This window comes from Cupriavidus oxalaticus (assembly GCF_004768545.1).
GTDB classification, from domain to species: Bacteria; Pseudomonadota; Gammaproteobacteria; order Burkholderiales; family Burkholderiaceae; genus Cupriavidus; species Cupriavidus oxalaticus_A.
In genome coordinates, this window is record NZ_CP038635.1 from 1,212,623 (window position 1) to 1,224,966 (window position 12,344).

At 68.0% G+C, this 12,344-nt stretch carries 9 protein-coding genes and 1 pseudogene; 9 read left to right on the top strand and 1 reads right to left on the bottom strand.

What is annotated here, in order from left to right:
- Nucleotides 1–147: 147 nt before the first annotated feature.
- Entirely contained in the window at nt 148–1,707 is a 1,560-nt protein-coding gene (locus E0W60_RS16460; RefSeq protein ID WP_135704966.1) for a long-chain-fatty-acid--CoA ligase, read from the bottom strand.
- A 203-nt stretch (nt 1,708–1,910) separates the two neighbouring features.
- Here E0W60_RS16460 and E0W60_RS16465 point away from each other — a divergent pair, with 203 nt between their 5' ends.
- The 9 genes and pseudogenes from E0W60_RS16465 to E0W60_RS16510 all read left to right on the top strand — a co-directional run bounded on the left by E0W60_RS16465 (nt 1,911) and on the right by E0W60_RS16510 (nt 12,333).
- Complete coding sequence (locus E0W60_RS16465; RefSeq protein ID WP_133097480.1) at nt 1,911–2,669, top strand: IclR family transcriptional regulator; 759 nt, start codon at nt 1,911–1,913, stop codon at nt 2,667–2,669.
- Between the two features lie 458 nt (nt 2,670–3,127).
- Nucleotides 3,128–4,495 (top strand): group II intron reverse transcriptase/maturase, encoded by a 1,368-nt coding sequence (gene ltrA, locus E0W60_RS16475; RefSeq protein WP_135702721.1) that lies wholly within the window; start codon nt 3,128–3,130, stop codon nt 4,493–4,495.
- Nucleotides 4,496–4,677: 182 nt separating this feature from the next.
- On the top strand, nt 4,678–6,312 hold the full coding sequence (locus tag E0W60_RS16480) for an ABC transporter substrate-binding protein (protein ID WP_135704967.1): 1,635 nt from the start codon (nt 4,678–4,680) through the stop codon (nt 6,310–6,312).
- Nucleotides 6,313–6,341: 29 nt separating this feature from the next.
- Nucleotides 6,342–7,313 carry an ABC transporter permease gene (locus tag E0W60_RS16485; RefSeq protein ID WP_135704968.1) on the top strand — a complete coding sequence of 324 codons (972 nt, stop codon included), beginning with the start codon at nt 6,342–6,344 and terminating at the stop codon, nt 7,311–7,313.
- Nucleotides 7,314–7,368: 55 nt separating this feature from the next.
- The gene (locus E0W60_RS16490; RefSeq protein WP_135704969.1) at nt 7,369–8,316 is read left to right on the top strand and encodes an ABC transporter permease; all 948 of its coding nucleotides are present in this window, start codon (nt 7,369–7,371) and stop codon (nt 8,314–8,316) included.
- A gap of 16 nt (nt 8,317–8,332) precedes the next feature.
- Nucleotides 8,333–9,301, top strand: coding sequence for an ABC transporter ATP-binding protein (locus tag E0W60_RS16495; RefSeq protein WP_135704970.1), 969 nt, complete (start codon nt 8,333–8,335; stop codon nt 9,299–9,301).
- Nucleotides 9,298–10,257: an ABC transporter ATP-binding protein gene (locus E0W60_RS16500; RefSeq protein WP_135704971.1), complete on the top strand. Its 960-nt coding sequence runs from the start codon at nt 9,298–9,300 to the stop codon at nt 10,255–10,257. Before E0W60_RS16495 ends, E0W60_RS16500 begins: the two co-directional genes overlap by 4 nt.
- Nucleotides 10,258–10,424: 167 nt before the next feature.
- Nucleotides 10,425–11,464, top strand: a pseudogene (locus tag E0W60_RS16505) (porin).
- Between the two features lie 2 nt (nt 11,465–11,466).
- On the top strand, nt 11,467–12,333 hold the full coding sequence (locus tag E0W60_RS16510; RefSeq protein ID WP_135704972.1) for an N-formylglutamate amidohydrolase: 867 nt from the start codon (nt 11,467–11,469) through the stop codon (nt 12,331–12,333).
- Nucleotides 12,334–12,344: the final 11 nt, after the last annotated feature.

Consider the following 12,344-nt stretch of genomic DNA (forward strand, 5'->3'; position numbering starts at 1 on the left):
CCTTCACACTCATTCGCGTCGCCACCGGCCTGCGTTAGCGCGAGCTTGTGCGCACGGCGGCTGAGCGCGCGCGCTTCTGAAGATGGCCTGAGACGGCCGCAGGCGGACGGCGCCGGTCCGGCATATTCCCCCCACGGCCATCGACGCTCAGTTCACCGCGCGCGCCTTGCCTTCCCAGTGCGGCGCGCGCAGGTCGCGCTTGAGGATCTTGCCGGCGCCGGACAGCGGCAGCGCCTGGCGGAACTCGACGCTCTTCGGGCATTTGTAGCCGGCGATATGCGCCCGGCAATGCTCGCGGATCTCGTCTTCCGTCGCCTGCGCGCAAGCCTTCAGCACCACTACGGCATGCACGGCCTCGCCCCATTTCTCGTGCGGCACGCCGATCACCGCGCTCACCGCCACTGCGGGATGGCGGCCGATGACGTTTTCGACCTCGGCCGAATAGACGTTCTCGCCACCGCTGACGATCATGTCCTTGATGCGGTCGACGATAAAGATATAGCCCTGCTCGTTCATGTACGCGCCGTCGCCCGTATGCAGCCAGCCGTCGCGCAGCGCGCGGGCGGTGTCTTCGGGGCGGTTCCAGTAGCCGGGCATGACGCCGCCGCTGCGCACCAGGATCTCGCCGACGGTACCGCGCGGCACTTCGTTGCCTTCGGCGTCGGCGATCTTCACCTCGATGCCGATGCCGGCGCACCCGGCCGACAGGTGCAGCCCCTGCGCGCGCGCCGCGCTGCCATGGTTGCCGGGCGGGTTGGTGGTGACGATCATCGATTCGGTCATGCCGTACGAGTGCGCGAACTCGACGCCGGGCAGCTTTTCCATGGCCTGTTCCAGCACCGCGGCGCTGATAGGCGATGCGCCATAGCCCAGCCGCCGGACGCTGCCAAGGTCGAACCTGGCGAAGTCGGGGTGGTGGATCAGCATCTGGATGGTGGTCGGCACCATGCCCAGCTCGGTGATGCGTTCGCGCTCGATGGTTTCCAGTACCTCGCGCGCTTCGAACGACGGCAGGATCACGTGGGTCTCGCCCGCGATGAACTGCATCAGCACGCGCGCGATCGCCGCGATATGGAAGAACGGGTTGGTATGCAGCACGCGGCCGCCCTTCAGCGGCGGGGTGTCGGCCATGCGCTGCAGGGTGCCGCACCACAGCGAGCTGTGGGTCTGCATGACGCCCTTGGGGAAGCCCGTGGTGCCGCCGGTGTACATGACGATGGCGAGGTCGTCGCCGCCGCGCTGCGCGTCCGGAACCGGCGAGGCCTCGTCGATCAGCCGCTCGTAGGACAGCATGCCGGCGGGCGCGTCGCCGTCGCCGTCGCCGGCATGGATCAGCACCGGTTCGCGCCGCACCGCGGTGCGAATGCCCTCGGCCATCGGCAGGAACTGGTCGTCGACCACCAGGATGCCGGTGTCGCAGTCATCGAGCGAGTAGACCACCTCCGGCACGCTCCAGCGCACGTTGACCGGGTTGAGCACGCCGCCGCCCCACCACGCAGCCATGGCGAACTCAAGGTAGCGGTCCGAGTTCTGCGCCAGGATGCCGACGCGGTCGTTCGGCCGCATGCCAAGCGCCTGCAGCGCGCTGGCCAGGCGCGCGACACGCGCGCAGAACTCGCGGTAGCTGCGGCGCCGGCCGCGGAAGATGGTGACGATTTCGTCCGCCTGCTGTTGCAGCGAGCGGTGCAGGGCTCGGGTCAGGTACACCGTTGTCTCCGTTCTTGCTTCCTTGTCCTTGGGCCGGCGCGTGGTCAGGGCCGGGCTGGCTGTATTGTGCGACGCCCGGCGATTATGGAATTCGGATCTGCCGAAGGCAGTGTTTGCCGGGCGGAAGCGTGCGACGCCCCGCTGATGGCGCCGGCCGCTACAATCCGCGATGGGACATTTCTGAATACATGTAAGAAGACTTGATGACATACATCGTTGACGCGGTGGACGAGGCACTGGGCCTGCTGATGCTGGTGGCCGAGCATCCTTCGCTGGGGGTGACTGAGCTGGCCCGCCGCGCGGGGCTGACCAAGGCCCGCGCCTTTCGCCTGCTGGCCACGCTGGAGCATCGCGGCATGATCGCGCGCGAGCCCGCGGCCGCGGTCTACAAGCTCAGCTACAACGCCTTGCTGGTGGGCAATGCCGCGCGCGACCAGTTCGACCTGGTCAAGGTGGTGGCGCCGCGGCTGGCGGCGATCGGCGCGGCGTGCGGCGAGAACGTGATCGTGCGCGTGCGCGACGGGCTGGAATCGGTCTGCGTGGCGCGGCACGAATCGTCGCAATCGGTGCGTGTGCATACCGAGGTCGGCAACCGGAGGCCGCTGCATGTGGGGGCCTCGGGCAAGCTGCTGCTGGCGTTCGCCGCGCCCGAGGTGGTCGACGCCGTGGCGGCGCACAGCCTGCAGCGCTTTACCGAGCGCACGATCGTCACCGCGGAGCAGCTGCGCGAGGAGCTTGCGGCGATCCGTGCCGCAGGGCACGCCGTGTCGCTGGGCGAGCGCGATGCCGATGCGGTGTCGGCGGCGGCGCCGTTGCGCGATCACGGCGGTGCGGTGGTGGCATCGCTGAGCATTGCCAGTCCGGCCAGCCGCACCACGCCCGAGGCGCTGGCCAGGCATGTCGCGATGGTGGTGGAAGAGGCCGCGGCGCTGTCCCGCGCGTTGGGATATGCCGGCGGCTGACGCCGCGATCGCGTAGCGGTTGTCCGGTCATGAGCGGCGCTTCGGCGCCGTTTTTTTTGTGCGCCCAGCATGGGCGCACTCTTGTGGGTGCAAGTCCCACCGTAAGCTGATCACAGCGAACGAAGCGAAGCGCAACTGCGTGAGGGCGACCGAGCGTGGGGAGGAAGCGTGGAGCGTAAATCGTGAGCCGATGAACAAGAACCACATAGAAGGCGCGGCTGAGCAGGGCGAGCGGGCGAGAAACCGCGAAGCTCTTGTGATCAAGGCGAGGCAGCGTAAATGTGGCGGCTGTGCGATGAAGGAGTGCGTTCTTACCTGGGGAGACCTCACCTCGATCCCGAAAGGGTAACGGCGTCGAGCCGGAGTGAGGAGTCAGCAGAGGCCGTAGTAGCCAGAGGACAGACCGGCAAGGTTGGAGCTATTGGCGAAGGGCCGAACGAGAGGAAGTGTCAGAAGCCATGACGATGTTGGAGGCCAGGCGCCAGAAGCCCGCGCGAGCGGGGCGGGACACCGAAGCCAGGGGTGAAGCCCCGGATGGAGTGTGTCGCGGCGAAGCCGAAATCCCGCGGCATGAAACGGACGGCACAGGGTCGGCGCTGCTGGAAGCGGCGCTGACGCGCGAGAACTTGCGGCAGGCGTTCAAACGGGTGCGGGCGAACAAGGGGTCGGCGGGTGTGGACGGGCTGGACATTGACCAGACGTCGCGCAAACTGGCGTCCGAGTGGCCTCGTATCCGTGAGGAACTGCTGCGGGGGACGTACCGGCCCAGTCCGGTACGACGGGTGACGATCCCGAAGGCGGAAGGTGGCGAGCGCGAGCTTGGCATCCCGACGGTGACGGATCGGCTGATCCAGCAGGCGCTGTTGCAAGTCCTGCAACCGCTGCTTGACCCGACCTTCAGCAAGCATAGCTACGGGTTTCGGCCTGGACGGCGGGCACATGATGCGGTGTTAGCCGCTCAGTCGTTCGTGCAGTCGGGCCGTCATGTGGTGGTGGACGTGGACTTGGAGAAGTTCTTCGACCGGGTCAACCACGACATTCTGATCGACCGCCTAAGGCAACGCATCGCCGACGCCGGGATCATCCGGCTGATACGAGCCTACCTGAACGCGGGAATCATGGATGGCGGGGTGGTCATGGAACGGCATCAGGGAACGCCGCAAGGTGGTCCCCTGTCGCCGCTGCTGGCCAACGTCTTGCTAGATGAGGTGGACAAGGAGTTAGAGTGGCGGGGTCACTGCTTCGCGCGGTATGCCGATGACTGCAACGTCTACGTTGGCAGTCGTCGCGCTGGCGAGCGGGTGATGGCTCTGCTACGAAGGCTCTATGACCGCCTCAAGCTGAAAGTTAACGAAGCCAAAAGCGCCGTGGCGCCGGTATTTGGTCGCAAGTTCCTTGGGTATGGCCTATGGCAAGCCCGGGACGGTGTGATCAAACGTGTGGTGGCTGCTAAGCCAATGGCGGCGTTCAAACAGCGTGTCAGGGTACTGACGCGGCGCAATGGTGGGCGCAGCCTCCAAGCCGTAGTCGATCAGTTGCGCCCTTACCTGCTGGGCTGGAAAGCCTACTTCGGGCTGGCGCAGACCTCCAGAATCTGGCGTGAGTTGGACAGCTGGATAAGGCGGCGGCTTCGGGCCTTGCAGCTCAAACAGTGGCGCAGGGGCAAGACTATCCACCGCGAACTGCTTCGCCTGGGGGCCTCACTACCGGTGGCGCAGTCGGTGGCGGCGTTAAGCCGTCGCTGGTGGCACAACAGCCTATCGGCGATTCATCGGGTGCTGACCACTGCCTACTTCGATAGTCTGGGACTGCCCCGTCTCGTCTGACCTCAACCTCTCGAACCGCCCGGTGCGGACCCGCATGCCGGGTGGTGTGGCAGGGGATGCAGCCCGATGGGCTGCCCCCTATGCCGATTTGCGTGCTTATCTTTGTCTCGCCGGGTAAACCCTTGCTACTGACGGCGCCCGAATGTTTTATTCTCCGACACACCGTATCGGTAAATGAAACAATGTTTCGATCAACGAAATTTCCCGGCGCCGCGCTGGCCGCTGCTTTTGCCCTGTCCGCACTGGCGGGCGGGATCCGTCCCGCGCATGCCGCCGACCTGCGCATCGGCTACAAGGCCGAGGTCAGCGCTGCCGATCCGCATGTGCTGGACGCCGCCGGCCGCAACCTGTGGGGCCACGTGTACGAGACCCTGGTAGGCCTCGACAACGCCTTGCGCCCGGTGTCGCTGCTGGCCACCAGCTGGCGCCAGCTGGACGACCACAACTGGGAATTCCAGCTGCGCCCGGGGGTGAAGTTCAGCAATGGCGCGCCGTTCACCGCGAAGGATGCGCGCTATTCGATCGAGCGCGCGCGCAAGCTGTCCGGCGCGCGCACCTTCCGCACCTACCTGAAGTCGGTCGAGGCGGTCGAGGCCACGGGCCCGCTGACGCTGCGCGTACGCACCCGCACGCCCAACCCGGTGTTGCCGCAGAACATCGGCATGGTGGCGATGCTGCCGCACGGCCTGGGGCAGGGCGTGCGCGAGGCGGACTTCGCCCATGGCCAGGCGAGCATCGGCACCGGCCCGTACCGGTTGGTGGCGTGGGAACACGGCCAGCAGCTGACGCTGGCGCGCAATCCCGGCTACTGGGGCGGCGCGCAGCCGTGGGACCGGGTGGTGTTCCAGTTCATCCCCAAGGAGCCGGCGCGCGCGTCGGCGTTGCTGTCGGGGCTGGTGGACGTGATCGATGCCTCGTCGGCCAGCATTGCCGAAGCCTTCGCGCGCACCAACGGCCGCATCCGCACGGTGGCGGCAACCTCGTACATGCTGAACTACCTGCAGCTCGACCAGGGGCGGGCAGTCTCGCCCTATGTGCAGGATGCCGCCGGCCGGCCGCTGCCCGCCAACCCGTTGCGCGACGTGCGCGTGCGCCAGGCCATCAGCGTCGCGATCGACCGCGACCTGATCGCGGCGCGCGTGACCAAAGGGGATTCGGTGCCCGCCGGGCAGATGGTGCCGGCAGGCTTCTTCGGCTTTGCCCCGGCCGTGGCCGCGCCGCGTGCCGATACCGCGGAGGTGCGCCGGCTGCTCATCGCGGCCGGCTATCCCGACGGCTTCCGCCTGACGCTGCATTGCCCGAGCGACCGCTACCTGAACGACGCCAAGACCTGCGAGGCGGTGGGCCAGATGCTGACCCGCGCGGGCATCCGCACCGAGGTGCGCACGTTGCCGTACTCGGTCTACATCACCCGCGCCACCTCCGGCGGCGAGGGTGGCAAGCCGGAATTCAGCGCCTTCCTGCTCGGCATCGGCGCGGTCAGCGGCGATTCGCTGGAACCGCTGGTGGCGGTGGCGCATGCGCAGGACAAGGCCGCCGGCCTGGGTGCGAACAACCGCAGCGGTTATGCCAATCGCGAACTGGACGCGCTGGTGGAAAACTCCATGCGCACCATGGCGCCGGCGCCGCGCGAGCAGTTGCAGCGCCGGGCCGCTGAACTGCTGGCTGCCGACGCCGGCATCGTGCCGCTGCACCACCTGCGCGCCGCCTGGGCGTATCGCGCCGGGCTGGAAGTGCAGCCGCGCGCCGACGGCTTTACCTACGCCGGCAACATCCGCCCCGCTGCGCCTGCAGCGACGCCTGCGGCGCAACCCTGACCGATCCACCGCTTCCTGTCCTGATCGCTATGCTCGAAACCCTCCTGAAGCGGCTGCTGCAAAGCCTCGTCGTGCTGTGGCTGATGTCGGTGCTGACCTTCTGCGCCGTCAACCTGATCGGCGACCCGGTGCACTTGCTGGTCAGCCCCACCGCCACCGAGCAGGAAACCGCCGACGCGCGGCACGCGCTCGGGCTGGACCTGCCGGTGCCGCAGCAATACCTGCGCTTCATGCAGGGCGCGCTACGCGGCGACCTCGGCGAATCCTTCATCTACAACCGTCCCGCGATCGAGCTGATCGTCAGCCGCGTGCCGGCCACGCTGGAACTGGCCGTGACCGCGCTGCTGCTGTCGCTGGGCATCGGCATCCCGATCGGCGTGTTCGCCGGGCTCAAACCGGACAGCCGGCTGGCGCGCGCGCTGATGGCAGGCTCGCTGGGCGGCGTGATCATGCCGACGTTCTGGGTCGGGATGATCGGCATCCTGGTGTTCTCGGTGAACCTTGGCTGGCTGCCCTCGGGCGGGCGCGGTCCGGTCACCAGCGTGCTCGGCATGCCGCTGTCGGTGACCAGCTGGGAGGGGATCCGCTTCCTGCTGCTGCCGGCGCTGACGCTGTCGCTGTTCAAGATCTCGCTGGTGGCGCGGCTAGCCGAAGCCGGCACGCGCGAAGTGGCGGGGCAGGAGTACATCAAGTTTGCCCGCGCCAAGGGCGTGGGCAGCGCGCGGCTGGTGCTGCGCCACGTGGTGCCCAATGTGCTGATCCCGATCGTCACCGTGGTCGGGCTGGAATTCGGCCACCTGATCGCCTTCTCGGTGGTGACCGAGTCGGTGTTCTCGTGGCCGGGCATGGGCAAGCTGATCATCGATTCGGTGCTGGCGCTGGACCGCCCGGTGGTGGTGGCTTACCTGCTGGTCACGCTGGTGCTGTTCGTGGTGCTGAACCTGGTGGTCGACCTGCTCTACGTGGTGCTCGATCCGCGACTGCGCCACAAGGCGGCCTGAGCCCGGCTGCATCCACGCCCAACAGAAGCCATAGAAAACGAACGAGAACCTATCGATGTCCCTGCCTGCATCCCAACCTGACGCCGCCATGCCGGCGCTCGCGGCAAGCGCCGCGCCTGCCGCGCCGCTGCCAACCGCGCGGCCCTCGCTGCTGCGGCGCTTCGTCGCCAACCGCGTCGCGGCGGCGGCACTGGCGCTGCTTGCAGTACTGCTGCTGATCGCCGCGCTGGCCCATGTCATCAGCCCGCAGAACCCGTACGACCTGGCCACGGTATCCGTCATCGACTCCGAGCTGCTGCCCGGCAGCGCCGGCTACGAAGGCAACGTGCACTACTGGCTCGGCACCGACGGCGCCGGCCGCGACCTGGTCAGCGCGATCTTCTATGGCATCCGCATCAGCGTGGGCGTCGGCGTGATCAGCGCGGTGGTGGCGCTGATGGTCGGCAGTGCCGTTGGTCTTGCGGCGGCTTACTTCGGCGGCGTGGTCGATGCCGCGATCATGCGCATCGTCGACCTGCAGCTGAGCCTGCCGGCGGTGCTGGTGGCGCTGATCCTGCTGGCCGTGCTGGGGCAGGGCGTGGACAAGACGCTGCTGGCGCTGGTGATCGTGCAGTGGGCCTACTTTGCGCGCACGGTGCGCGGCGCGGCGCAGGTGGAGCGGCGCAAGGAGTATGTCGAGGCGGCGCTGGGCCAGGGGCTGCCGGCGCTGCGCGTGATGTTCCGGCACATCCTTCCCAACTGCATGGCGCCGCTGGTGGTGACCGGCACGCTGCAGATCGCGCACGCGATCACGCTGGAGGCGACCATGAGTTTCCTCGGCATCGGCCTGCCGCGCACGCAACCGTCGCTCGGCATGCTGATCGCCAACGGCTTCGAGTACATGCTGTCGAACAAGTACTGGATCAGCATCTTCCCGGGCGTGGCCCTGGTGCTGCTGATCGGCTCGATCAACCTGGTGGGCGACCGCCTGCGCCGCGTGCTGAACCCGCGGCTGAACGGCTGAGGCCACGGAGACACACATGGCACTACTGGAAGTCTCCGGGCTGAGCACCAGCTTTGCATTGGGCAGCGGCCGCAAGGCATTGAAGGCCGTCGACGATGTCTCGTTCACGCTGGAGCCGGGCGAGATCCTCGGCATCGTCGGCGAGTCCGGTTCGGGCAAGTCGGTGACGGCGTTCTCGCTGATGAACCTGCTGGACCCGCCCGGGCGCGTCAGTGGCGGTTCGGTCCGCTTCAAGGGGCAGGAGTTGCTGTCGTGCTCGCCGCGCCAGTGGCAGGCCCTGCGCGGCGATCGCATCGCGATGGTGTTCCAGGATCCGATGATGTCGCTGAACCCGGTGATGCGCGTGGGCGACCAGCTGGTCGAGACCGTGCGGGTGCACCACCGCCGCACCCGCGCGCAGGCGCATGCGCAGGCAGTCGATGCGCTGGCGCGCGTGGGCATCCCGGCGCCGCAGGAGCGCATGCGTGCCTATCCGCACGAGCTCTCCGGCGGCATGCGGCAGCGCGTGGCGATCGCCAGTGCGCTGATCAACCGGCCCGACCTGATCATTGCCGACGAGCCCACCACGGCGCTGGACGTCACCATCCAGGCGCAGATCCTGTACGAGATGAAGCAGCTGGTGCGCGAGACCGGCGCCGCCGCGATCTGGATCAGCCATGACCTGGCCGTGGTCAAGGACCTTGTCGATCGTGTCTGCGTGATGTACGCCGGCAGGGTGGTGGAGCAGGGGCCGGTGGCCGAGCTGATCGCGCGGCCGCTGCACCCGTACACGCGCGGGCTGCTCGACTCTTTGCCGACGCCTGAAATGCGCGGCGCCACGCTGCGCGCGATTCCCGGGGCCGCCCCGGCATTGGCGGCGCTGCCGCCGGGATGCGCCTTCGCGCCGCGCTGCCCGCGCGTGCGCGAGGCCTGCAGCCAGCCGCCCGCGGCAACCCCGGTGCGCGGCCGCACGCTTCGCTGTTTCTATCCATTGGAGTCGGCATGACCGTGCTGCTTGAAACCCGTCAGCTGCAGAAACGCTTTTCAATGAGGCCCGGCCTGCTGGGCCGCATGGCCGGCAAACCGGTGCAGGCGGTGCATGCCGTCAACGAGGTCTCGTTGCAGGTGCGCAAGGGCGAGGTGCTGGGCGTGGTCGGCGAGTCCGGGTGCGGCAAGTCCACGCTGGGCCGCATGCTCGCCGGGCTGCTGCCGCAGAGCGGCGGCGAAATCGCGTGGGAAGGGCGGCCCGCGGATGTCGCATCGGCCGGCTATCACCGCGCGGTGCAGATGGTGTTCCAGAATCCCTATGCCTCGCTCAATCCCAGGCTGCGCATCGGCCGGGCCATTACCGAGGGCGCGGTCTACCACCGCATGGTCAGCCGCGCCCGGGCTGCCGAGCTGGCTGGCGAGCTGCTGCAGCAGGTCGGCCTCGACCCCAGCTACGCCGAGCGCTATCCGCACGAGTTCTCCGGCGGCCAGCGCCAGCGCGTGGCGATTGCCCGCGCGCTGGCACTGCGCCCGCGACTGCTGATCTGCGATGAAGCCGTGTCCGCGCTCGATGTCTCGGTGCAGGCGCAGATCATCAACCTGTTCATGCAGCTGCGGCGCGAGCATGGGCTGACCTACGTCTTTATCAGCCACAACCTGGCGGTGGTGGAGCACATGTCCGACCGGGTCGCGATCATGTACCTGGGCCGTGTGGTCGAGAGCGGCGATGCCCGCTCGGTGTTCGCCGCGCCCAACCATCCCTATACCCGCGCGCTGCTGGCCGATGCGCCGCGGCTGGGCGGCGGCACCGCCAGCCACCAGCCGATCCGCGGCGAGTTGCCCAGCCCGCTGGCGCCGCCGACCGGTTGCGCCTTCCATCCGCGCTGCCCGCATGCCAGCGCACGCTGCGCCGCCGAAGTGCCGCTGCTGCGCGATATCGGCGGTCGCCTGTCCGCCTGCCACCTGAATGACTAGCTAGCCGCCGCGCGCGGCACGCCAGCCTCCCGGATTTCTCACAGCCGCCCCGCCATGGCGGGGCGGCGGGGGAGCGTTCGCGCCGCGCGCAGGATCAAAGACGACGGCAGACGGGAGATCCAACGGGGGAAGTCATGCATCGCCAACCAAGGAAAGGGAGAAGAGCCATGAACCAAGCCAGACCATATCGGCGGCAAGTCCGCCATGTCTGCATTGGCAGCGCGCTGGCGCTGCTGTCGGCTGCGGCCGACGCATCGGTGACGCTGTACGGCCGCATCGATACCGACATCGAATACCAGAAGGGACCGGACGGCCCGGCCACGCAGATGGTCGACAACGCCTCGCGCTGGGGCATGCGCGGCAGCGAAGAGCTTGGCGGCGGCATGAGCGCCGCGTTCGGCCTGGAGCAGGGCTTTTCCGCCGACAGCGGCATGGCCACCAACCCGCAGTTCCGCAATGCCTTTGTCGGGCTGCAGGGCGGCTTTGGCGCGTTTGCGCTGGGACGGCTGGATTCGGCGACCATCGTCGGCTCGCCGATCTATTCGCAGGTGACGCAGAACGTAGACTTTGCGATCCACGATGCCGGCGCCACCGCGATCGGCACCAGGGTGCTGAATGCGCGCAACCGCGTGTCCAATGCCCTGGGCTACATGACCCCACCTTTGGCGGTTTTTCCGTGCGGGCGCGCGTGAACCTGGCAGGCCCCGATCCGGCCACGCCCAACGCCAGCTCGCCGGTGAAGGCGGAAGACGATTTCCGCCAGTATGACATTGGCCTGAACTATGCGGCCGGCAACTTTGCCGCGGGCCTGGGCTATTCGCGCGATGCCAAGACCGGCGGGCTGGTCGCCAACGACTTCCGCGACAAGGTGCAGGCGGTGGCGTCTTATGACTTCACCGTGGTCAACGTGTATGGGCTCTACGGGCGCGACCGCTACGTCGGCACCGCCACCACGCGCACCGACGTGCCGTACTGGCTGGTCGGCTTCACCGTGCCGTACGGCGCGCACAGCGTGACCGTCAACTACATGGAGCGCGCGGTGCAGCGCGACCCCCAGGGCCGGCTGATAAAGGTGCAGGCCGCCTATGGCTACCGCCTGAGCAAGCGCACCATGCCTTATGTCTTCTTCGACCGCGAGGACCCGAACTCGCACAGGGCCGGTGATACCGTGACCACGGCCGGCATCGGCATCCAGCACAAATTTTGAGTATGACGCTTCCTTATACGCTGATCGAACCGGCTGGCGCGGCGTTGCCGCTGGTGGTCGATTCCCCGCACAGCGGGCAGGCCCGAGCCGGCGGCTTGCCGTCCTCGCTGCCGCTGGCCGCTCCGCCCGAAGCCCTGCTGACGGGCTGGGATGCCTATGTCGACGAGTTGTTCGCGCATGCGCCGGCGGTGGGCGGCACGCTGCTGTGCGCGGATTTTCCGCGCTGGCTGGTGGACGTGAACCGCGCCCGCGACGATATCGACCCGGCGCTGGTCGACGGTGCCATGCCGTTCGCGCTGCGGCCCAGCGACAAGGCCTGCCGCGGCATGGGCGTGCTGCGCCGGCTGGCGCTGCCGGGCGTACCGGTCTACGGCGCACCGCTGACGCCTGCCATGGCCGAGCAACTGCTGAAGGCCTACTACGATCCCTACCATGCCGCGCTTGCCCGCGCGATGGCGGGGCACCATGCGCGCTTCGGCGCGGTGTGGCATCTCGACTGCCATTCGATGAAGTCGCGCGGCAATGCCATGAACGTGGACCACGGCTCCGAGCGGCCGGACTTCGTCCTCAGCAACCGCGACGGCACGACTTGCCCTGAGGGGTTTGTCGAACTGGTGGGTCAATGCCTGCGCGGCTTTGGCTACCAGGTCGGCATCAACTGGCCGTACAAGGGCGCGGAACTGGTGACGGCGTACTCGGACCCGGCGCGCGGGCGCTACAGCCTGCAGATCGAAATCAACCGCGCGCTGTACCTGGACGAGGCGCGCTTCGTGCCGCATGACGGGTTTGCCCGGCTGCGCGGCCATCTCGACCAGCTGCTCGAGCGCGTTGCGGACCATATCCGCGCGGAGCTGGCGCGCGGCGCGTAAGTGAGCGCATG

What these genes read in the sequence shown, in the direction of transcription:
- E0W60_RS16465 (WP_133097480.1), top strand. Translation starts at nt 1,911, where the DNA reads ATGACATACATCGTTGACGCGGTGGACGAGGCACTGGGCCTGCTGATG.
- ltrA (WP_135702721.1), top strand. Translation starts at nt 3,128, where the DNA reads ATGACGATGTTGGAGGCCAGGCGCCAGAAGCCCGCGCGAGCGGGGCGG.
- E0W60_RS16480 (WP_135704967.1), top strand. Translation starts at nt 4,678, where the DNA reads ATGTTTCGATCAACGAAATTTCCCGGCGCCGCGCTGGCCGCTGCTTTT.
- E0W60_RS16485 (WP_135704968.1), top strand. Translation starts at nt 6,342, where the DNA reads ATGCTCGAAACCCTCCTGAAGCGGCTGCTGCAAAGCCTCGTCGTGCTG.
- E0W60_RS16490 (WP_135704969.1), top strand. Translation starts at nt 7,369, where the DNA reads ATGTCCCTGCCTGCATCCCAACCTGACGCCGCCATGCCGGCGCTCGCG.
- E0W60_RS16495 (WP_135704970.1), top strand. Translation starts at nt 8,333, where the DNA reads ATGGCACTACTGGAAGTCTCCGGGCTGAGCACCAGCTTTGCATTGGGC.
- E0W60_RS16500 (WP_135704971.1), top strand. Translation starts at nt 9,298, where the DNA reads ATGACCGTGCTGCTTGAAACCCGTCAGCTGCAGAAACGCTTTTCAATG.
- E0W60_RS16510 (WP_135704972.1), top strand. Translation starts at nt 11,467, where the DNA reads ATGACGCTTCCTTATACGCTGATCGAACCGGCTGGCGCGGCGTTGCCG.